Annotated in this window: 19 protein-coding genes; 12 read left to right on the plus strand and 7 right to left on the minus strand. The window is 65.1% G+C overall.

From position 1 onward, the window contains the following. Positions 1-8: 8 nt before the first annotated feature. From AC3WUF_RS16390 to AC3WUF_RS16400, 3 genes are read left to right on the plus strand one after another with little or no spacing between them, the layout of a single operon-like run. Positions 9-791 carry a uroporphyrinogen-III synthase gene (locus tag AC3WUF_RS16390; protein WP_492427542.1) on the plus strand — a complete coding sequence of 261 codons (783 nt, stop codon included), beginning with the start codon at positions 9-11 and terminating at the stop codon, positions 789-791. Then, positions 788-1975 (plus strand): uroporphyrinogen-III C-methyltransferase, encoded by a 1188-nt coding sequence (locus AC3WUF_RS16395; protein WP_492427544.1) that lies wholly within the window; start codon positions 788-790, stop codon positions 1973-1975. The genes AC3WUF_RS16390 and AC3WUF_RS16395 overlap by 4 nt, the downstream gene beginning before the upstream one ends. Further along, positions 1972-3162, plus strand: coding sequence for a heme biosynthesis HemY N-terminal domain-containing protein (locus tag AC3WUF_RS16400; RefSeq protein ID WP_492427546.1), 1191 nt, complete (start codon positions 1972-1974; stop codon positions 3160-3162). The genes AC3WUF_RS16395 and AC3WUF_RS16400 overlap by 4 nt, the downstream gene beginning before the upstream one ends. Here the strand turns inward: AC3WUF_RS16400 and AC3WUF_RS16405 are convergent. Continuing rightward, the gene (locus AC3WUF_RS16405) at positions 3159-4211 is read right to left on the minus strand and encodes a 2Fe-2S iron-sulfur cluster-binding protein (RefSeq protein WP_492427548.1); all 1053 of its coding nucleotides are present in this window, start codon (positions 4209-4211) and stop codon (positions 3159-3161) included. The two genes, AC3WUF_RS16400 and AC3WUF_RS16405, sit on opposite strands and share 4 nt — an antisense overlap. Here AC3WUF_RS16405 and AC3WUF_RS16410 point away from each other — a divergent pair. Beyond that, positions 4210-5097, plus strand: a complete 888-nt coding sequence (locus tag AC3WUF_RS16410) for an SDR family oxidoreductase (RefSeq protein WP_492427550.1) — start codon at positions 4210-4212, stop codon at positions 5095-5097. The two genes, AC3WUF_RS16405 and AC3WUF_RS16410, sit on opposite strands and share 2 nt — an antisense overlap. Positions 5098-5164: 67 nt before the next feature. Continuing rightward, a complete protein-coding gene (gene mscL, locus AC3WUF_RS16415) occupies positions 5165-5563 on the plus strand; it encodes a large-conductance mechanosensitive channel protein MscL (RefSeq protein WP_492427552.1) in 399 nt (132 codons plus the stop codon). 189 nt (positions 5564-5752) lie between these two features. Here the strand turns inward: mscL and AC3WUF_RS16420 are convergent, their stop codons facing one another. After that, positions 5753-7258, minus strand: coding sequence for a DUF3336 domain-containing protein (locus AC3WUF_RS16420; RefSeq protein ID WP_492427554.1), 1506 nt, complete (start codon positions 7256-7258; stop codon positions 5753-5755). 126 nt (positions 7259-7384) lie between these two features. Between AC3WUF_RS16420 and AC3WUF_RS16425 the strand changes: the two genes are divergently transcribed. Then, positions 7385-7876 carry a DUF456 domain-containing protein gene (locus AC3WUF_RS16425; protein ID WP_492427555.1) on the plus strand — a complete coding sequence of 164 codons (492 nt, stop codon included), beginning with the start codon at positions 7385-7387 and terminating at the stop codon, positions 7874-7876. Positions 7877-7898: 22 nt separating this feature from the next. Here AC3WUF_RS16425 and AC3WUF_RS16430 read toward each other — a convergent pair whose 3' ends face one another. Continuing rightward, a complete protein-coding gene (locus AC3WUF_RS16430) occupies positions 7899-9866 on the minus strand; it encodes a lytic transglycosylase domain-containing protein (RefSeq protein ID WP_492427557.1) in 1968 nt (655 codons plus the stop codon). A gap of 233 nt (positions 9867-10099) precedes the next feature. On the opposite strand from AC3WUF_RS16430, the gene pip reads away from it, so the two are divergent. Further along, complete coding sequence (pip, locus tag AC3WUF_RS16435) at positions 10100-11044, plus strand: prolyl aminopeptidase (protein ID WP_492427559.1); 945 nt, start codon at positions 10100-10102, stop codon at positions 11042-11044. Between the two features lie 338 nt (positions 11045-11382). On the opposite strand, the gene AC3WUF_RS16440 is transcribed toward pip, so the two are convergent. The 4 genes from AC3WUF_RS16440 to AC3WUF_RS16455 form a co-directional block, all read right to left on the minus strand. Beyond that, complete coding sequence (locus tag AC3WUF_RS16440; protein WP_492427561.1) at positions 11383-12933, minus strand: DHA2 family efflux MFS transporter permease subunit; 1551 nt, start codon at positions 12931-12933, stop codon at positions 11383-11385. 19 nt (positions 12934-12952) lie between these two features. After that, positions 12953-14071, minus strand: coding sequence for an HlyD family secretion protein (locus AC3WUF_RS16445; protein WP_492427563.1), 1119 nt, complete (start codon positions 14069-14071; stop codon positions 12953-12955). 23 nt (positions 14072-14094) lie between these two features. Further along, complete coding sequence (locus AC3WUF_RS16450; RefSeq protein WP_492427565.1) at positions 14095-14571, minus strand: MarR family winged helix-turn-helix transcriptional regulator; 477 nt, start codon at positions 14569-14571, stop codon at positions 14095-14097. A gap of 69 nt (positions 14572-14640) precedes the next feature. After that, on the minus strand, positions 14641-15105 hold the full coding sequence (locus AC3WUF_RS16455) for an Lrp/AsnC family transcriptional regulator (protein ID WP_492427567.1): 465 nt from the start codon (positions 15103-15105) through the stop codon (positions 14641-14643). A 137-nt stretch (positions 15106-15242) separates the two neighbouring features. Between AC3WUF_RS16455 and phhA the strand changes: the two genes are divergently transcribed. From phhA to AC3WUF_RS16480, 5 genes are all read left to right on the plus strand, one after another. Next, positions 15243-16100 carry a phenylalanine 4-monooxygenase gene (gene phhA, locus AC3WUF_RS16460; protein WP_492427569.1) on the plus strand — a complete coding sequence of 286 codons (858 nt, stop codon included), beginning with the start codon at positions 15243-15245 and terminating at the stop codon, positions 16098-16100. Between the two features lie 64 nt (positions 16101-16164). Continuing rightward, a complete protein-coding gene (gene hppD, locus AC3WUF_RS16465; RefSeq protein WP_492427571.1) occupies positions 16165-17268 on the plus strand; it encodes a 4-hydroxyphenylpyruvate dioxygenase in 1104 nt (367 codons plus the stop codon). A gap of 23 nt (positions 17269-17291) precedes the next feature. Beyond that, on the plus strand, positions 17292-18431 hold the full coding sequence (locus AC3WUF_RS16470; protein WP_492427572.1) for a homogentisate 1,2-dioxygenase: 1140 nt from the start codon (positions 17292-17294) through the stop codon (positions 18429-18431). Beyond that, positions 18428-19450, plus strand: coding sequence for a fumarylacetoacetate hydrolase family protein (locus tag AC3WUF_RS16475; RefSeq protein WP_492427574.1), 1023 nt, complete (start codon positions 18428-18430; stop codon positions 19448-19450). The genes AC3WUF_RS16470 and AC3WUF_RS16475 overlap by 4 nt, the downstream gene beginning before the upstream one ends. 31 nt (positions 19451-19481) lie before the next feature. Then, on the plus strand, positions 19482-20078 hold the full coding sequence (locus tag AC3WUF_RS16480) for a hypothetical protein (RefSeq protein WP_492427576.1): 597 nt from the start codon (positions 19482-19484) through the stop codon (positions 20076-20078). Positions 20079-20084 lie beyond the last annotated feature (6 nt).

Consider the following 20084-nt stretch of genomic DNA (forward strand, 5'->3'; position numbering starts at 1 on the left):
TTCGCGCCATGAGCACCGCCGCCGCAAAGTTACTGAATGGGCTCAGCGTCGCCGTGACGCGACCGGCGGCGCAGGCCGAGGCGCTGTGTCTGCTGCTCGAACAGCAGGGTGCGCAGGTGATCCGCCTGCCGCTGCAATCCATCGAACCCGCGCGCCAGTCGATGCAGCTCGACCGCGAACTCGGCGCTGCGCAAGATGCCGATGTATGGATTTTCACCAGCGCCAACGCCGTGCGTCACGCACGCGGACTGTTTGGCACGCGCTGGCCGTTGACGATCGCAGTCGGGCCGGCGACGGCCTCTGCGCTGTCGGCGCTCGGAGCGCCGGCCGTCATCGTTCCCGTGCAGCACAACAGCGAAGGTGTTCTGGCGCTGCCGGATCTGCAGAATGTGCGCGACAAGCGCGTCGCCTTGATCGGCGGCGAAGGCGGTCGTGACAGCATCGAACAGACGCTGCGCGCACGCGGCGCACAATTGCAGCGGCTTGCGGTGTACCGGCGCGTCAACTTGCCGTATGCGCCCGAACATCTGCAGGCAAGTCTGGCTGCGGTGCAGGCCATTGTCGTGACCAACGGCGAGGCACTGCAGCAATTGGTGACGCGGATTGCGGAACCCGGCCTGAACGCACTGCTCGCCACGCAGCTGGTTGTGCCAAGTCAGCGTGTGGTAGAACAGGCATCCAAATTCGGCTTCACAGTCGCCCCCCTCGTAACCGACCAGATGCTCGATACCGCCTGCTTGCATTGCCTGCAGCAATGGTGGAGCGGTCGCGGCAGGACTCCATCAGCATGACCGATCCGAACAACAACGACCCGTCAACACAGCCCGATGCAGCAGCGGCTGCGCTCGGCGCAGGCGCCACCGACCAGACGCCGGTGCCGGCCGTCACCGTTCCGAATGCGGACAGCGGCAGCGACGGCGGTCGCGAAGTGCCGGACGAAGCGCCGGCCAAGGTTTCGGAACGCGGAGAGTCGCGGCGCGGCGGATTCCTCGGCGGTCTGCTGTGGGCGATCGTCGTGCTCGCCATCATTGGCGCCGCCGGATTCGAGCTGCATCGGCGCGCGATGCCGATGCTCAAGGAGCGCGACGATCGCATCGCGGCGCTCGAACAGTCCGTCGCGCGTGCCGCAACGAATGCCGAGAGCCTGCGCGCACGCACCTCGGATCTGCTGGCGTCGCAGCAGCGCGCCGCCGGCGATGTCGCCCGTTTCAACGAGCGTCTCGATGCGCAGGATGAGGCCGTCGGCCAGTTACGCGAGGAACTCGGCGGCGGTCGCGTGCGTGTGCAGCTCGCGGTTGTCGAACAACTGCTGATGCTGGCGAACGATCGCCTCGTCGTCGGTCGCGAAGTTCCCGCCACGATCACTGCGCTCGAAGCGGCCGACGCGCGACTCGCCGCACTGAAGGACCCGCGCATGTTCGCCGTGCGCGAGGCGATCGCGCAGGAACGCGCGGCGCTGCAGGCGGTGCCCGCGGTCGACGAGGTCGGTGCGGCACTGATGCTGTCCGGACTGATCGAGCGGACCTCGCGCTTGCCGCTGTCTGCGCAGGCGCCGGGACACTTCACCGCCAGCGCGCCGGAAGCCGTGGCGCTGCCCGAGACTGCCGGTGCCTGGGCGCGGGCCTGGGCGGCGGTCAAGCAGGCGGTCGCCAGCGCATTTACGATCCGGCGTGCCGATGGACCGTCGCCGCAGCTGCTCAGCGTCGAACAGTCGGATCTCGTGCGGCAGATGCTGGCGCTCAAGCTCGAAGCCGCGCGGCTTGCGCTGCTGCGGCGCAATGCCACCAGTCTGCGCGAGATCTGCGTTTCCGCTTCGCGCTGGCTTGAGGATTATTTCCGCAAGGACGATCCGGCGGTGATTGCCGCGCAGGCCGATCTGCAGCGCCTGCAGGAACTGCAGCTGTCGCCACCGCTGCCGGACATCAGCCGCAGCCTCGGTCTGTTGCGCGGCCTCGCCGAGGTGCAGACGCAATGATCCGCGAGTGGCTGATCATGGTTGTCGCCCTCGCGATCGGTGCGGCGACGGCGTATTACCTTCACGATGAAACCGGCTATGTGCTGGTGAGTTTCCGCGGCTGGATACTCGAGACTTCTCTGCTCGGCCTGCTGCTCGCCCTGGCGCTGACGGTGGTCGGCAGCTGGCTGCTGCTGCGCCTGATTGTCGGTAGTGTGCGGCTGCCGGCCGCGCTGCGTGGCATGGCGCAGCGTCGGCGGCGCGATCGCGCGCAGCGTTCGTTCGAGACCGGCATGCTGCATCTGCTCGAAGGCGACTGGAAGCGTGCCGAGATCGAACTCGTGCGCCGCGCCGCGGACCATCACGCCGGCCATTTGAACTACCTGTCCGCCGCGCGCGCCGCGCAGCGCATGGGTGCCGGCGACCGGCGCGATCACTATCTGAATCTTGCGGCCGGCATTGCGCCAACGCACGAGCGGGCGATGTTGCTGATGCAGGCGCGCCTGCAGCTGGAGCGCGGCGAGTTCGCATTGGCGCGTGACGTGGCGCAGCGTCTGCGCACGCTGGAGCCGAAACATCTGCTGTCCGTCGAGCTGCAGGCCGAGGCGCTGTTCGGGCTGGCCGACTGGGAGCCGCTGCGGCAGCTGCTGGTGAGCGACATCGGCACTGCCGGCGTTGCGGCGCCGCGCCGTCGCGAGATGCTGACGCAGGCCTTGGTCGCGCGTCTGCGTGAGGCGGAAACCGAAGCCAAGCTCGATCAGGTCAAGGCAATCTGGGGCGATACGCCGGCCGATGCGCGCCAATGGCCCGAGGTAAGGCTGCAGTACGCGCGCAGTCTGGCACGCCTCAACGCGCAGCCGGAAGCGCTGGCGCTGGCGACCGCCGTGCTGAACAAGGAATGGGATGCCGGACTGGTCACGCTCTACGGCGAACTCGAACCGAGCGACACTGTAGGGCAGCTGGCCGCCATCGAGCAGTGGCTCGGCAAGTACGGCGAACGCGTCGAGTTGCTGATGGCTGCCGGGCGCGTCTGCCTGCGCAACCGCCTGTGGGGCAAGGCGCGCAGCTATCTGGACGCGGTCGAGCGCATCGCGCCGACGGCTGAGGTCTATCTGGAACTCGCCAAGGTCTCGGAGCAGAGCCAGAACCCAGCCGAAGCGCAGGCCTTCTACCGGCGCGGTCTGGAACTTGCGGCGACGATTCGCTAGATGGGCGCCTTGCCCGGCCAGGTCGTGTGGGCGTCCTCGAAGCTGTCGTAGTACAGATGCTCGGGCGCAAGCCCGGCTGCGACGAAGGCTGACTTGGCGGCGTGCACCATCGGCGGCGGTCCGCTGATGTAGGCGTCGAAAGCCTGCAAATCCGCATGATGCCGCAGCGGCATTTCATGCACCCAGCCGCGCGCATGGGCGTTGGTCGCCAGATCTTCCGCCGTCGGCGCCGACAGGACAGGGCAGTAGTGAAAGTCCGCGTGCTGCGCAGCCCATTGCGTCAGCCGATCATGTAGGTAGAGATCGGCCGTCGCGCGCACCCCCCAGTACAGCCAGAGAGGGCGCGACGGCGCGCCGTGCTGCAGCAGCTGTTCGAGCATCGCATGCAGCGGCGCAATGCCGGTGCCGCCGGCGAGCATCAGCAGCGGTCGCGTCGAATCTTCGCGCCGATAGAACGCACCGAGCGGGCCTTCGAAGCGGAGGATCGCGCGGTCCGGCATCTCATGCGCGGCCCAGTTCGCGAAGCGGCCATTCGGCGTCACGCGGATATGCAGTTCCAGGCTTTCGCCATTCGGCGCATTGGCGATCGAGAAGCTGCGCCGCTGGCCGTCGTCGAGCAGCAGGTCGATGTACTGGCCAGCCAGATACCGAAACGCCGGATCGCCCGGATTGCGCCGCGGCAGCTTGAGCGTGAGGCCGAGTACGTCGTGCGAGAGCCAGCGGCGCGTCTGCACGCGGCAAGGCATCTGCTGCGGCCTCAGGCTCGCGGCGTCCGCGGGCTGATCGAGCTCGATCAGCAGATCGCTGGTCGGTCTGGCGAGGCACATCAGGATGAAGCCGGCTTCGACCTCGGCCGCCGAAAGGCCCGGAGGCTCGAAGGGATAACGCACCTCGCCCTTGAGCAGCCGCACACGGCAGGAGGCGCAGCTGCCGGACTGGCAGCCGTGCGGCAGCATCATCTGCTGGCGCAGGCCGGCATCGAGAATCGACTCGTCGTCGGCAACGCTGAACGGCGCCGGGCGGCCGTCCATATACACTTGATGGCTCATGAACGATCACGATACAGAGGTCGCAGCGACTCCGCCGCACAGCCTGATCGCCGGTTGCGGCGACATCGGTTTGCGTGTCGCGGAAAAGCTGCTGCGCGAGGGTGGCAAGGTCAGCGCAATCGTCCGCACGACGCAGAAGCAGCAGGTGCTGAATGCGCTCGGCGCGGGGACGCAGCTTGCCGATCTCGATGAGCCGCGCAGCGTCGGCGACTGGCCCTGGCTGTTCTGGTTCGCGCCGCCGCGCGCCGATGGCGAGCGCGATCTGCGCCTGCGCAATTGGCTGGCCGCTCAGCAAGGCCGCATCGAACGTCTGATCTACATCTCGACATCGGGTGTCTATGGCGATTGCGATGGACGCTGGATTGACGAGTCGGAACCCTTGAAGCCGCAGGCCGCGCGCTCGGTGCGGCGCGTCGATGCCGAGGCGGCGCTGCATGAATGGGCCGCCGAGCGCGGCAGCGCTGCGATCATTCTGCGCGTGCCCGGCATCTACGGTCCCGGGCGATTGCCGCTCGCGCGCCTGCGCGCAGGCGAGCCCCTGATGGCGACGAGTGAAGCGCCGTACAGCAATCGCGTGCATGCGGACGACCTTGCGACCGCGGCGATTCTTGCCGCACGACATGGCAGCGCCGGCGCCGCGTACAACATCGCCGACGGCGATCCGACGACGATGACTGACTACTTCCTGCAATGCGCGCAGCTGCTGGGCCTGCCCGCGCCGGAACAGATCGGTCGCAGCGAGGCGCAGCAGCGCTTCACGCCGGCGATGTGGTCGTACATGGAAGAGTCCAAGCGGCTGCGCATCGACCGCGCGCGGCGCGAGCTCGGTTTTGCACCACGCTACCCGACGCTGGCGACCGGCCTGCCGAGCTGCCTGCCCCTCTGAAAATGCAGCTCGCGGATTCACTGTGGTTACAATCGAAATCCCCCATTCAAGGAAAGGAGTCAGGCGGATGAGCGTGATTTCGGAGTTCAAGAAGTTCGCGGTGCGCGGCAACGTCGTCGACCTTGCCGTCGGTGTCGTCATCGGCGCGGCCTTTGGCAAGATCGTCTCGTCGCTGGTTGCCGACGTCGTCATGCCGCTAATTGGTCTGCTGGTCGGCGGCATCGATTTTTCCGACATGGCGATCACGCTCAAGGCCGCGGTCGGCGATCAGCCGGCAGTGCTGCTGGGCTACGGCAAGCTGGTCCAGGCCACCGTCGATTTCATCATCATCGCCTTCGCGATCTTCGTCGTCGTCAAGGGCATCAATCGCCTCAAGCACGCCGAAGCGGCCGCACCGACGGAACCTACGGCGGATCAGAAGCTGCTGGCCGAAATCCGCGACCTGCTGAAGGCGAAACAGGGCTGAGCGGAAACCGCTGGCGCCGGGAGCGCGGCTCCCGGCTGTTCTAGTTCGCGAGACGGCGCTTGCGCTTGCGGGTCGGCAAAGCCCGTAGCCCGGATGCAATCCGGGTTCGCGCATTCTCTACAGGCGCAGACCACGGGTTTTACCCGGGCTACGCGCCGCGTTCGCTCGCGACGCCTGTTCAGAGGTTCCCTAGTTCGCCAGACGCCGCTTGCGCTCGCGGGTCGGTGCGGTGCGCTGCTGCAGCAGTTCGTGCTCGCAGGACTTCAACAGGCGCAGGCAATCCTCGAACGTACGCGAGATGCGCGTCTGGTTGCGGATGCGTTCGAGCTTCGGCCAGGTCGCGCGTTCGCCGGAGCGGATGTAACGCTGGATGTCTTCGGCCAGTGGATTGCTGAAGGTGCGCAGCACGCGTTGCGGCGTATTGCGCGGATAGATGTTGATGTCGCCGGAGTAACGCTGGCGGATGACGTTGTCGAGCTTGCCGAGCACGCGCCCGCCGCCAAACGGATCCAGATGCTTGCGCGCCAGCCGCAGCGCGCCGGTGCCGCCGGACTTGAGCAGATCGGCAACCAGCGGTGCGACGCCGCGACGCCCGGCGCTCTCGCGGTCGAGCTGCGCCATGAACGGCACGATGTGCGGATTGGTCTGGCTGACGATGTAGTGATTGATGTTGTGCAGGCGCGCGAGACGCAGCATCGGCAGGTCCGATGACAGCGAGCCGTCGACCCAGCGTTTGCCCGGCATGTACGGCCCGATCGTTCCCTGATAGTTGCGCGCTTCGAGCGTCACCGGCGGAAATACGCCGGGCACTGCGCAAGACGCCAGCACCGCGCGGCTCATCAGGACATGCGGTGCCGTCAGGTAGTTGAGAACGCGGCCTTGCTGGTGCAGTTCGGCCGGCGAGACGGTGACGCAGACGATGCGTTTGGTGCGATCGAAAGCTTCGGCGAACGTGTAGGAGCCGATGTTCTGATTCAGACAGCGCTCAAGCTGGCCGCTGTCCATCATGGCGCCGCCTTTCAGCGCTTCGCGCAGGCCTAGCGACTGGAAGGCATCGAGATTGAGGCCGCCCGGAGCGAAGATCTCACTGATCTCGTGATCGAGGCGAACGCCGACCGTGCTGGCGATGATCGAACCCGCCGACGAACCCGACAGCACCCGCGGCAGCAGGTTCTCGTCGTGCAGTGCCTTGATGACGCCAAGATGGAACAGCCCCAGCGTCCCGCCGCCCGACAGCATCAGCGCGGAGCGGCCAAAGGTGCCCGCGGTGCGCTTGAAGAACTGCATCTTCTCTTCGAGGCCGAAGTCGGGGAAATCGCCGGCGCAGATGAAATCGAGACAGCGCGACACCTCGCGGACGTACTCTTCGACGAGCACCTTGGTGCCGACACGCGCACCGCTGTACAGGCGCGGGGAGGAAACATTGCCGAGATTGCCGTGCAGGCCTTCGGAAAGGTCGAAAGCCAGGCGTCGCGCATCGCCGGTGGCGCGCAGACGGCGCAGCTCCGCCAGGCGTTCCTTGATCAGCAGGTAGTCGAAATCTTCGCTGGTGTCGTCGAGCTTCCAGGCTTCACTGCCTTCCAGACGGTCGAGCTCAAGCGAGATTTCCCGCCAGGTCCGATAATCGCCAGCGTTATCCAGGTCCCTGTGGCGCTGCCTCAGCAATCGGCGTGCCGTATACGGTGGATTTCTCATTTGAAATCGAGTGTAAGGATTTTTGTGCAGTGCGCAATGAGCCGATTCATCTAGTGATGAATCTTCTCGAGATGACTTGCATTTGGCAGGCACAAGGCTTGTCCAGGCTTCCCTCAGAGAGCGTCGATGGACCCTATCATCTTGATTCTGTTGTGGCTTGCGGTGCTGGTCATAGTCGGCGCCGGCCTCGCTGGCGCCATCCTGCCGGCGATCCCGGGCATGCCGCTGCTGTTCGGCGGACTTTGGCTGGGCGCCTGGATCGACGGCTACTCGCGCGTCAGCATCAGCACGCTGGTTGTCCTCGCGGTGATCGTCGCGATCGGGATTGCGGTGGACTTCATCGCTTCGGCGCTCGGGGCCAAGCGCGTCGGTGCCAGCCCACAGGCGATCTGGGGTTCGGTGCTCGGCAGCATCGTCGGCATGTTCTTCGGTCTGCCGGGTCTGGTGCTTGGCCCCTTCGTCGGCGCGGTGCTCGGTGAACTCAGCGCGCGCAAGAGCATGGGCCAGGCCGCGAATGTCGGTATCGCGACCTGGATGGGCCTGCTTTTCGGGACGCTGACGAAGCTCGCGCTGTCGCTGGTGATGCTCGGAATCTTTGTGTTCGCGTACTTCGTCTAGGGCCAATGGGCGTCAAAGGGCCCTAGGTCGTCGGCACCTTCAGCGTCTGGCCGACCTTGATCGCGCTCGACTTGCCCATGTCGTTGGCGCTGCGCAGATCGTTGACGCTGACGTTGTAGCGGCGCGCGATGGAGATCAGCGTCTGGCCGCTGCTGACCTTGTGGCGGCGATACGACGGCGCGGTTCTCGCTTCGACGGCGACGACGTCGGCACCGGACGGAATCGTCAGGTTCTGCCCGACACGGATGGCCGCCGTGCGCAGATCGTTGGCGAGCTTGAGCGCATCCTGGCTGACGCTGAAGCGGCGGGCGATCGAGCTGATCGTGTCGCCGCTACGCACCGTGTAGCTCTTCTGGCCGGATTCGCGCCGTTCCTCGACACGCTGCTCCAGCGTCTGGCTCGGCTTGGATTCGCCGACCGCGACGCTGATCGGACCTGGGCGCGATTCCTCGTGCGGCGGAATCTTCAGCACCTGGCCGATGCGCAAGTTGGCCGTCTTCTTCATGTCGTTGGCGCCGCGCACGGCAGCCAGCGAGACGCGATATTCCTTGGCGATGCGGCCCAGCGTGTCGCCCTTGCGGACCTTGTGCAGCAGATAGAACACGCGCTGCTTCTCGAAGCGTTCGTTGGCGCCGAGGCGCGAATACGCGACCTCGAAATTGCGCGCCGCACCGGCGGGCACGCGGATCAGATGGCCCGGCGGCACGAACAGCTTGCCGTTGATGACTTCCGGACGATACGCGGGATTCAGGCGCTGGAACGCCGCGTCGCTGGCACCGCAGAGGCGGCGCAGCGTGTCGTAGGGAACGTAATGCTTGGTCTCGACGACTTCGAAATTCAGCGGCGAGTGGCCGGCCGGCGTGTCCTTGCGGTTGCGCCAGTCGCGCTCGACGTCGATCGCCGCGAGGAATTCCGCGTAGTAATTCTTGCCGGCGAAGCCGAAGCGCGGATTGTCGTAGTGGTTGATCAGGTCGACGATGGTCTTGCCGCCAGTCGCGGCCAGACCGCGCTTGATGCCGTTGCGGCCGTGGTTGTACGCAGTCAGCGCCAGCGGCCAGTCCTGCAGCATCGCGTAGTCGTCGCGCAGATGGCGGGCGGCGGCGTCGGTCGAGGTCCAGGGATCGCGGCGGTCGTCGACGACCTCGTTGAGGCGCATGTAGATTTTTGCCGACGACGGAATGAACTGCCAGATGCCGGCGGCGCCGGACTTCGAGTACGCGGCGAGATTGAAACTCGATTCCACCAGCGGCAGGCGCGTCAGGGTCTTCGGCAGGCCATAGCCGGAGAAGATCTGCTCCATGTACGGCAGATAACTGTCGGAGACGCGCAGCGCTTCCTCGGTGCGCTCACGCAGGCCGCGCTGGGTGCGCAGGGTGTCGCGGATGCGCGGGAAAGGGTTGCCGCTGACATCCGAGAACAGCGCGAACACGCGGCGCTCTTCGGCGCTCATCGAGCCCGGGTTCGAGCGGCGCGCTTCGATGCCGCCGATCAGCTTTTCCATCGCGCCGCGCGCTTCGGACTCGGCGCGCTTGCGGTAGTTATACAGCGCCACTTCCGACATCGACGCCGCTTCGCTGCGGAAGTCGAGGACGCGCAGCACCTTGTGCGGGTATTCGGTGGAGTGAATGACCGTCTGCAGCGTCGAGTACTCGCCGAAGATCTTTTTCCAGAAGGCGACCGCCGGATTGAGGGCTTCGTAGCGCGGAAACTGCTTGTCGTTGCTGACGCGCGGCGGCGGTGGCGGCGCGAGCGTGACGGTACCGGCGCCAGCTGACGGAGCGTCGACCGGGGCGGGGATGGCGGCGTCGTTGCCGGTGACGGGCAGGGCCGGGAAATCGATATTGGACAGAGCGTCGAGACGCGCGCCGGGTGCCGGCGGCGCTGCGGAATTGCCGATGTCGACCGCGGTGCCGTTCAGCTCGGAAGGCAATTCGTCGAGCGAGTCGTCGGCCGGATTGGCGGCGACACTCGCGCTGCCCAGCTGAGCCATCAGGCCGATCATCAGCGACGCGGAAAGAAGGGAAAAACGGCGTCGAGTAGTGATCACTGAACAGAATCCATGCAAGCCATGCGGTCCAAGCAGACAACGTCAGTGCATGTTACGGCGAGCGCCCAGTGACGGCAACGAATTTCTCCAGTGCGCGGCGCATTGCACGATGCCTGCTTTCACCGTCAGCGCGGCAGCCTTACTCTAGTCAGCCGATCCACTACGAACCGCATCCCATGACCCGTCTGTACCCGGCGATCGAACCCTACCGCACGCATCGTTTCAAGGTGTCCTCAATCCACGAGATCTACGTGGAGGAATGCGGCAATCCGGAAGGCCAGGCGGTGGTGTTCGTGCATGGCGGCCCCGGTGGCGGCTGTGAATCCTGGCACCGGCAATTCTTCGATCCGCAGCGCTATCGCATCGTCCTGTTCGATCAGCGCGGTTGCGGACGTTCGACGCCGCATGCCGATCTGCGCGAGAACACGACCTGGGATCTGGTCGCCGACATGGAGCACATCCGGACGACGCTGGGCATCGAACGCTGGGTCGTCTTTGGCGGCTCGTGGGGCTCGACGCTCGGCCTGACCTACGCGGTGACGCATCCGCAGCGCTGCGCCGGCCTGATCGTGCGCGGCATCTTCCTGCTGCGGGAGGCGGAAATCCGCTGGTTCTACCAGGAAGGCGCGAGCTGGATTTATCCGGATGCCTGGGAGCCTTACGAGCAAGCGATTCCACAGGCTGAGCGCGGCGACTTCGTCCGCGCCTACTACAAGCGCCTGACGAGTCCGGACGCGCTGGAGCGTCTGCGCGCGGCACGCGCCTGGAGCGTGTGGGAAGGCTCGACGAGCAAGCTGCTGACATCGCCGGACACCGCTCAGCGCTTTGGCGAGGACAAGTTCGCCGAGGCCTTCGCACGGATCGAATGCCACTACTTCATCAACAAGGGCTTCTTCACGCAGGACGACTTTCTGCTGGCCAACGCCGACAAGCTGCGCGGGATTCCCGGCGTGATCGTGCAGGGGCGCTACGACGTCGTCTGCCCGATGAAGTCCGCGTGGGATCTGCACAAGGCCTGGCCGGAAGCGGAATTCGTCGTTGTTCCCGACGCCGGTCATGCCGCGAGCGAGGCGGGCACGCTCACTGCGCTGATCGATGCTGCGGATCGGTTCCGGCGGTGATTGACGCTGAAATTTAAAGTGCGATAGTTAAATTAATAATCACTAAATACAACAAATAATCACCGCCTGATGGCGACCTCAAAATGTGATTATTTGTTGACTAAATAACTATAAATCATAATTTAGCACACCAAGCCTGATGCTGGTTTATGTGATATTTAATTGTAGATAAGGAAAAACATCAAAGATAAATCAATCGCATCGGCTTTCTGATGCCTGTGATTATTTATCAACTAAAAATCATTAGTCAGTTAAATATCACGCAACCCAGTGCTGAATAGTTGTGATTATTGATCTACTATTTCCTTTTAGTAGATAAATAATCACTTCCCAGCAGATCACTCGAAGGCGGTGACCGCCGCTTCGTCAGCCTTTGCGCGAGGCGGCTTGCGGAACAGCAGCGCCAGCGGTGATGCCAGCAACACCGCAATGGCGAGGTGGCGGTAGTCATCAAGCAAGGCCAGCGTCGCGGCCTGGCGCTGAACCTCGGTGTCGATCATCGCCAGCGCGGCCGTGGAGGCCAGACCGCCCGTCGCATTCAGATACTGCGACAACGCCGGGTTGAACGGATTGACGTGCTCGACGAGCATCGCGTGCGCGGATTGCGTGCTGCGGCTCAGAAACGCAAAGCACAGCGCAACGCCGATGCTGGCGCCGATATTGCGCACCAGGCTGAACAGCGCGGCGGCATCGGCGCGGTCGCGTGCGTCAAGTGACGAGAAGCTCAGCGCGCTGAGCGCGACGAAGGCGAGCCCCAGTCCCAGCCCTTGAAATACGCCCGACCAGACGATGGCGCTCGCCGAGACGTCGAGGTTGAAGTGCGACATCCACTGCAGCGAGGCGGAGATGCACAGCAGGCCGGCGACGATCAGCAGCCGCGCGTCGAAAGCCTTCATCAGGCGCCCGCCGACGATCATCGCGAACATGGTGCCGAAGCCGCGCGGCGCGGTGACCAGGCCGATCAGCGTCACCGGATAGCCCTTGAGGTTCTGCAGGAACGGCGGCAGCAGCGCCGACGTCGACAGCAGCACGATGCCGACGACGCAGATCATCAGGATGCCGGCGACGAAATTGCGGTCGCGGAACAGGCGCGGCGGCAGGAACGGCTTGTCGGTGGTCAGCGTATGCGTGACGAACAGGTAGATCGCGAGCAGGCCGATGCCGGCTTCGGTGACAATCTCGGTCGACGAGAACCAGTCCTTGGTTTCGCCGCGATCCAGCATCAGCTGCAGCGAGCCGATCGCCAGGCTCAGGAAGATGAATCCCATCGCGTCGAGATGCGTCGTGCGTTCCGAGCGCGTCGCCGGCATCGCGGCCGACAGCGCGAGTGCGGCCAGCAGGCCGATCGGCAGGTTGATGTAGAAGACCCAGCGCCAGCTGAAATTGTCGGTCAGCCAACCGCCTAATGTCGGGCCGAGAATCGGACCGATCATGACGCCGACGCCCCACATCGCCATTGCCGCGCCGTGCTTCTCGCGCGGATAGGTGTCGAGCAGCACGGTCTGCGACAACGGCACCAGCGCGGCGCCGAACAGCCCCTGCATGATGCGGAAGCCGACCAGCTGGCTCAGCGTCGTTGCCATGCCGCACAGCATCGAGAAGACGGTGAAGCACAGCACCGAGGTGATGAAGACCTGCTTGCGGCCGAAGCGCGCGGCGAGATAGCCGGTCGGTGCCGTCGCGATGGCGGACGCGACGATGTACGAGGTCAGCACCCAGGTGATCTGGTCTTGCGCCGCCGACAGGCTGCCCTGCATGTGCGGCAGGGCGACGTTGGCGATCGTCGTGTCCAGCGTCTGCATGATCGTCGCCGCCATGACGGCGATCGTGATCAGCGCGGTGGATTCCGACTTTGCTGGCAGGCTCGCGCTCAGCGCGGAAGTGGACACGGGAACGACCGGCGCGGAATCAGTGCGCGCTCGCCGCGGTCTCGGCCGCAGCGGCCTTGCCGAAGCCCAGTGCGGACAGCATGCGCGCGGCGCGCGGTGTGTGGCCGGTGTCCACCGAAATCTCGGCGCTCATGCCGGCGCGCAGCTCCGGCTCGTCCGCCGCGTGCTGGATGTGGATGCGCACCGGAATGCGCTGCACGACCTTGACCCAGTTGCCGCTCGCGTTCTGCGCCGGCAGCAGCGAGAACTCGGCGCCCGTCGCCTGGCCGATGCTGACGACATCGCCCTGCCATTCGTGGCTGGGATAGGCGTCGATCTCGATGCTGACGCGCTGCCCGGTACGGATGCGCTCAAGCTCGGATTCCTTGAAGTTGGCTTCGATCCAGGCATCGTCGCCGGCGACCACGCTCAGCAGCGGCATGCCGGGCATCGCGTAGGTGCCTGGTTCCGGCACCTTGCTGGCGACGCCGGCGATCGGTGCGCGCACGGTCGTGCGGTCGAGATCCAGCTGCGCCTTGTCGAGCGCGGCCTTCGCCGCCAGAAACGCCGGGTGCTGCTCGGCGGGGCTGTCGACGTCGCCGTTGAGCTGCACGCGCGCCTCGTTGAGGTCGTGCTCGAGTTCGGCGAGATGGCTGCGCGAGACATCGAGGTCGCGCTTCGCGGTATCCAGCGCTGCGCGTGAAACCACTTCCTTGCCGAACAGTTCATGCACGCGCTTCTGCTGCGTCTGCTGATAGCTCATGTCGGTCTGCGCCGTGCTCAGCGCCGAGACTTTCTGTGCGTAGGTAGCGCGCAGGGATCCGAGCTGCAGACGCGTCTGCTGCAGGTTGGCCTGCGCCTGCTGCACGGCGACCTCGAACGGCCGGCGATCGAGCTGTACCAGCGCATCGCCGCGCGCGACATGCTGGTTCTCCGCAATCAGCACTTCGGCGATCGGGCCGGTGACTTCGGCACTGATGTTGACCTTGTCGGCCTTGATGTAGGCATCGTCGGTGTCGACATAGCGCCCGCCGAACAGATAAAGGCCCAGCACGATCAGGCCGGCGACGGCCGGGCCGGCGATCAGCAGCGGACGCCGCCAGCGCCGACGCTCGGCAGAGGCCGGGAGGATGACTTCGCGATTGTCTGGGGTCTGCATGGTGTGACTCGCAACGTGTTGCTTCACTGGCCAGCGGGGCTGTCGCCGGTCGAAATATTCGCCTTCACGCGCAGCAGCAGGCTTTCCAGCTGCTTGCGCTCGTCGGCATTCAGTCCTTTCAGGGCGATCTCGCGCGTCTGCGTGCCGAGGCGCCGCATCTCCTCGATCAGCGCGTCGCTGGCCTTGGTCAGGTGCACGCATTGCGCGCGGCGATCGCTGACGTGGGCCTTGCGCGTGATCCAGCCGGCCTTGCTCAGGCGGTCGAGGAGCTGGGTGACGGTGACCGGATGCACCTCGAGGCGGTCGGCGAGTTCGGTCTGCGTCAGGCCGGGTTCGCGCGACAGATGCATCAAGGCCGCCCACTGTGCCTGCGTGAGATTCAGATGCTGCGCGCGACGGCGGAAGTCCTGGCGGATCAGGCGGCCGACATCGAGCACCAGCGAGCCGATCACCGTGGTCGGCGCGGTCGCGGCGGAGGGTTTGCGGGCAGACTGAGACATGAACCTAGTCTACTTATTGTTAGCAAGCTAATCAATAGCAGACCAAATCACCCCGTGACGCGTGACTTATTACAGCGGTAGCCCCTGATCCTTTTTGATCGCCTCCAGCACCAGACTGGAACGGACGTCCTTGACGCCCGGCAGGCCGATCAGCACCCGCATCGAGAACTCGGCAAACGCCTGCAGGTCGGGGACCAGTACATGCAGCAGGAAATCGAGATCGCCGGTCATCACGTAGCTGGCGCGAATTTCGGGACGGCGGCGGATCGCCTCTTCAAAGGCCTGCGTGACGTCGCGCGATTGCCGCTCGATGCTGACCCGCACGAAGGCCTCGACCTGCTGGCCGAGCGCCGCCGGGCTGAGCACGGCCGCGTAGCGTTCGATGACGCCGGTTTCCTCGAGTTTGCGGACGCGGCGCTGGCAAGCGGTGGGAGACAGCGACACTCGCTCCGCCAGCTCGACGATCGGCAGCCGGCCATCGGCCTGCAGCTCGCGGAGAATGCGGCGGTCGGTGCGGTCGAGGTCGGATTGCATGTAATCACTACCATAATGCCAATTCATAGTGATTATTACGCATCCAGCTCGACGTATGGTGTGAATATGCACTAAATCGCTGTGCCGCCGGCGTTACAGTGAGGGCCTACCCAGACCGCATCGGCGAGGCATCTCCTATGTACGACGCCAATACCAGCAACGAGCTTCGCGGCGATTACAGCCGCGCGCGCAGCGACTTCAGCGTCGAGCAGTCCTGGCACCCGTACAGCGAGGCCGACCATGCACTTTGGCGGCGGCTTTACGCGCGACAGACCGAGCAGGTCGCCGCCTACGCCTGCCGCGAGTTCGCCGAGGGGCTGAAGCTGACGAACTGTGCCGATCGCATTCCGGATATCGAACGGATCAGCGATCTGCTTGAAGCCCGCTCCGGCTGGCGCCTGATCGCGGTGCCGGGCTTCATTCCGAACGAGCAGTTCTTCGCCCACCTCGCGGCGCGGCGCTTTCCGGTGACGGTGTGGATCCGCAAGCCGGAGGAATTCGACTATCTGGTCGAGCCGGACATCTTTCACGACTTCTTCGGCCACGTGCCGATGTTCTTCGATCCGACCTTCGCCGCTTTCATGCAGCGTTTCGGCGAACTGGGCCTGCAGGCATTGCGCGATGGTGCGCTCGCGCTGGTCGCGCGCCTGTATTGGTACACGGTCGAATTCGGTTTGATCGAACAGGACGGCGAGCTGCGCGCCTACGGCGCCGGCATCCTGTCGTCGGCGGGCGAGACGCTGTACTCGGTCGAGAGTCCACTGCCGCAGCGCGTCCGCCTCGAGGTGCCGCGCTGCATGCGTACGCAGTACCGCATCGACGATTACCAGAAGACCTATTTCGTCATCCGCTCGATCGAGGAACTGGTCGCGGCCGTGACGCAGAACCTGGGCGCGCTGATTGCGACGCAGCGTGCGCTGCCGGAACTGCTGGCCGAGCGCAGCTATCCCGGCGACCAGCAGGTGCCGCCGCGCGCTGCCCTGCGCGCGGCCTGATGTCCCACGAATGTCATTCAAGCCTGCCAGAACAGGCCCGACGCCCCGCCACGGAGCAGAACCCATGAGCAAGCCCAGCCCTTCGAACCAGACGCCCGCGCCCAATGTGATGGGCACCGACGGCTTCGAGTTCGTCGAATACACCGCGCCCACCGATGAAGGCATTGCGCAGCTGCGTTCGTTGTTCGAGATGATGGGCTTCTCGGCGATCGCCAAGCATCGCAGCAAGGATGTGACGCTGTACCGCCAGGGCGACATCAACTTTCTGGTCAACCGTGCGCCGTACTCGCACTTCGAGCAGTTCGCCCGCGCGCATGGTCCGAGTGCCTGCGCGATGGGCTGGCGCGTCAAGGACGCGGTCAAGGCCTACGAACATGCGGTCGCGCAGGGCGCGGTGCCGTTCGACGCGAAGCCCGGCCTGATGGAACTGCGCCTGCCGGCGTTGTACGGCATCGGCTCCAGCGTGCTGTATCTGGTCGATCGTTATGGCCCGGAGCATTCGCTGTACGACGTCGACTTCCGCTATTTCGATGGCGTCGACCGCCAGCCCAAGGGTGTCGGCCTGCAGGAGATCGACCATCTGACCCACAACGTCGCGCGCGGCAACATGGATCACTGGTCTGGCTTCTACGAGCGCATCGCCAACTTCCGCGAGATCCGCTACTTCGATATCGAAGGCAAGGTGACGGGACTGGTGTCGCGGGCGATGACCTCGCCCTGCGGCAAGATCCGCATCCCGATCAACGAAAGCTCGGACGACAAGTCGCAGATCGAGGAGTTCCTGCGCCAGTACCGCGGCGAAGGCATCCAGCACATCGCGCTGTCGACCAACGACATCTACAAGACCGTCGAAGCGCTGCGCGCGCGTGGCGTGCAGTTCATGGACACGCCGGACAGCTACTACGCCCGCGTCGATGCGCGCGTGCCGGGCCACGGCGAGCCGGTCGCCCGGCTGAAGGAGCTGAGCATCCTGATCGACGGCGCGCCGGTCGAAGGCATCCTGCTGCAGATCTTCACCAGCACGGTGATCGGCCCGATCTTCTTCGAGATCATCCAGCGCAAGGGCAACCAGGGCTTCGGCGAAGGCAACTTCAAGGCCTTGTTCGAGTCGATCGAAGATGATCAGATCAAGCGCGGCGTGCTCGATGCGGCGCCGGCCAAGGCCTGAGTCCCTGTACAGCGGAGCGGCGCATGCGCAAATGGATCTATCGACCGATCGTTGAAGGCCAGGCCTCGCGGCAGGCGCATGCCGACCTGCCGCCCGGCACGGTCGAGCGCGAGCTGGGCAAGGAAGGCTTCTTCGGTCCGGCGACGCACATGATCCATCCGCGTCCGCCGACCGGCTGGACGCACTGGGAAGGACCGCTGCGACCGCGCGCCTTCGATCTGAACCAGCTCGCCGCGACGTCGACGACACCCTGGACTGCAGCGCCGGTGCTGCACAACGCGCATCTGCAGCTGCGCTGGTGGTCATGCACCGGCAACATGGATCAGCTCGTCCGCAATGCCGATGGCGACGAGCTGCTGTTCCTGCACGCCGGCAGCGCCGAGTTCTTCTGCGACTACGGGCATCTGAGCCTGGCCAGCGGCGACTATGTCGTCGTGCCGCGCGGCACGATGTGGCGCGTCGAATGCGCGGCGCCGACGCGGTGGCTGCTGATCGAAGCGACCGGCTCCAGCTACCAGCTGCCGGACAAGGGACTGGTCGGCGAGCAGGCAATCTTCGATCCGGCAATGCTCGACTATCCGCGCCTCGACGAGGCCTTCGTCGCGCAGCAGCAAGGCGCGCAGGCCGCCCGCGAATGGCGGGTTGCGATCAAGCGCAGCCAGCAGATTTCGACGGTGACCTATCCCTACAACCCGCTGGATGCGCTGGGCTGGCATGGCACGCTGATGCCGGTGCGCATCAACGTGCGCGACATCCGCCCGCTGATGTCGCATCGCTACCACCTGCCGCCGTCGGCGCACACGACGTTTGTCGCCAATCGCTTCGTCATCTGCACCTTCACACCGCGGCCGTTCGAGACCGATCCAGGCGCGCTCAAGGTGCCGTTCTTCCATAACAACGATGACTACGACGAGGTATTGTTCTATCACGCCGGCGATTTCTTCTCGCGCGACAACATCTGTCCGGGCATGATGACGCTGCACCCCTGCGGGTTCACCCACGGCCCGCACCCGAAAGCCCTGAACAACATGCTGACGCCGAAGAAACCCGCCACCGACGAATACGCCGTCATGATCGATGCGCGCGATGCGCTGAACGTTGATCCGGCGGCTAGCGGCGTCGAGTGGGCGGACTATCACCAGAGCTGGGCCGCGCCGCAATGAAGCTGGCAAGCCGCAAGAACGGCACGCGCGACGGCCAGCTCGTCGTCGTCTCGCGCAATCTGACGCGCTGCGTGCCGGTGCCTCAGCTGGCCGCGACGCTGCAGGCCGCGCTGGATCGCTGGGCGGAAGTTCGCGCCCAGTTGCAGATGGTTTCGGACCGCCTCAACAGAGGCGGCTACGCCGACGACGCGGAGGACTTTCACCCGATCGACTGCCGCTCGCCGTTGCCGCGCGCCTACCAGTGGGCGGATGGTTCGGCCTACGTCAATCACGTCGAACTGGTGCGCAAGGCGCGCGGCGCCGACATGCCGCCGAGCTTCTGGACCGATCCGCTGATGTACCAGGGCGGCAGCGACAGCTTCATCGATCCGATGGGGCCCATCGAAGCGGCCAGCGAAGACTACGGCATCGATCTCGAAGCCGAGATCGCCGTCGTCACCGGCGACGTGCCGATGGGCGCATCTCCCGAGGCGGCCGGCGCCGCGATCCGCCTGATCATGCTGGTCAACGATGTTTCGCTGCGCAACCTGATTCCGCCCGAGCTGGCGAAGGGCTTCGGTTTCTTCCAGAGCAAGCCGTCTTCGGCGTTCTCGCCGGTCGCGGTGACGCCGGACGAACTCGGCGCGCACTGGGACGGCAAGCGCGTGACCCTGCCGCTGCTGTCGAGCATCAACGAACAGCCGCTCGGCGCACCGCAGGCCGGCAACGACATGACCTTCGATTTCCCGACGCTGGTCGCGCATGCGGCGAAGACCCGCCCGCTCGCCGCCGGCACGATCATCGGTTCCGGCACCGTGTCGAACCTCGGCCCCGACGGCGGGCCCGGCGCGGCGATCAACGACGGCGGCGTCGGCTATTCCTGCCTGGCCGAACTGCGCTGCGTCGAGACCCTGCTGCAAGGCAAGCCTCGCACACCATTCCTGCGCTTCGGCGACCAGGTGCGCATCGAGATGCGCGACCAGCATGGCGAGTCGATCTTCGGCGCCATCGAACAGGTCGTTGCGCGCTACAGAAAGTAAACTGTCCCCGCAGAGTCACACGCAACGGGGCATGAACATGGAACTCAAGCAGAGGCGACTGTCGACCCGGACGACGTTCTCGTTCGGCGCGGAAGAGCTCAGATATAGCGTCAAGGATGCCAGCGGCGCGAATTCCTTTTCGGTGAGCTACTCAGAGATTCCAATCGATCACACCGAGATCGAGGAGCGCAACGCCTGGCTCAGGAACGTAGGCCTGATCTGGGTGGTGCTCGGCATCATCCAGCTCGGAGCGCAGTTGCTGGAGGATGGCAATCTGCGCTTGTCGATCTGGCCCATTCTCGGCATCGGCTGCTTGCTGGCGTACTGGTTCGCCAGCGTCAAATATCTGGTCTTTGCGACGGACAAGGGACGCATCTTTGTCATTCGCAACGCGAAGCAGGACAGCATCACCAGCGAGATCGCGGAGCGACGCCGTCAGCAGTGGCGCCGTTGGTATGCGGAGGTCAATCTCGCCAACGATCCGCAACGGGAGCTGGGCAAGTTCCAGTGGCTGCGCGACAAGGCGGTGATTTCCGTGCAGGAGTACGACGATGCGGTGGCTGCGATTTCGCGGCACCACAGCCCTCCCGCAGAGATCAGCGAGGATAGAGCCAGGACACTCAACTGAGGCCGG

The sequence above is a fragment of the Fontimonas sp. FW305-C-3 genome, from assembly GCF_058783185.1.

Bases quoted from the DNA above. Each gene is read 5' to 3' on its own strand.
- AC3WUF_RS16390 (WP_492427542.1), top strand. From the start codon at position 9: ATGAGCACCGCCGCCGCAAAGTTACTGAATGGGCTCAGCGTCGCCGTG.
- AC3WUF_RS16395 (WP_492427544.1), top strand. From the start codon at position 788: ATGACCGATCCGAACAACAACGACCCGTCAACACAGCCCGATGCAGCA.
- AC3WUF_RS16400 (WP_492427546.1), top strand. From the start codon at position 1,972: ATGATCCGCGAGTGGCTGATCATGGTTGTCGCCCTCGCGATCGGTGCG.
- AC3WUF_RS16410 (WP_492427550.1), top strand. From the start codon at position 4,210: ATGAACGATCACGATACAGAGGTCGCAGCGACTCCGCCGCACAGCCTG.
- AC3WUF_RS16405 (WP_492427548.1), bottom strand. From the start codon at position 4,211: ATGAGCCATCAAGTGTATATGGACGGCCGCCCGGCGCCGTTCAGCGTT.
- mscL (WP_492427552.1), top strand. From the start codon at position 5,165: ATGAGCGTGATTTCGGAGTTCAAGAAGTTCGCGGTGCGCGGCAACGTC.
- AC3WUF_RS16420 (WP_492427554.1), bottom strand. From the start codon at position 7,258: ATGAGAAATCCACCGTATACGGCACGCCGATTGCTGAGGCAGCGCCAC.
- AC3WUF_RS16425 (WP_492427555.1), top strand. From the start codon at position 7,385: ATGGACCCTATCATCTTGATTCTGTTGTGGCTTGCGGTGCTGGTCATA.
- AC3WUF_RS16430 (WP_492427557.1), bottom strand. From the start codon at position 9,866: ATGGCTCAGCTGGGCAGCGCGAGTGTCGCCGCCAATCCGGCCGACGAC.
- pip (WP_492427559.1), top strand. From the start codon at position 10,100: ATGACCCGTCTGTACCCGGCGATCGAACCCTACCGCACGCATCGTTTC.
- AC3WUF_RS16445 (WP_492427563.1), bottom strand. From the start codon at position 14,071: ATGCAGACCCCAGACAATCGCGAAGTCATCCTCCCGGCCTCTGCCGAG.
- AC3WUF_RS16450 (WP_492427565.1), bottom strand. From the start codon at position 14,571: ATGTCTCAGTCTGCCCGCAAACCCTCCGCCGCGACCGCGCCGACCACG.
- AC3WUF_RS16455 (WP_492427567.1), bottom strand. From the start codon at position 15,105: ATGCAATCCGACCTCGACCGCACCGACCGCCGCATTCTCCGCGAGCTG.
- phhA (WP_492427569.1), top strand. From the start codon at position 15,243: ATGTACGACGCCAATACCAGCAACGAGCTTCGCGGCGATTACAGCCGC.
- hppD (WP_492427571.1), top strand. From the start codon at position 16,165: ATGAGCAAGCCCAGCCCTTCGAACCAGACGCCCGCGCCCAATGTGATG.
- AC3WUF_RS16470 (WP_492427572.1), top strand. From the start codon at position 17,292: ATGCGCAAATGGATCTATCGACCGATCGTTGAAGGCCAGGCCTCGCGG.
- AC3WUF_RS16475 (WP_492427574.1), top strand. From the start codon at position 18,428: ATGAAGCTGGCAAGCCGCAAGAACGGCACGCGCGACGGCCAGCTCGTC.
- AC3WUF_RS16480 (WP_492427576.1), top strand. From the start codon at position 19,482: ATGAACATGGAACTCAAGCAGAGGCGACTGTCGACCCGGACGACGTTC.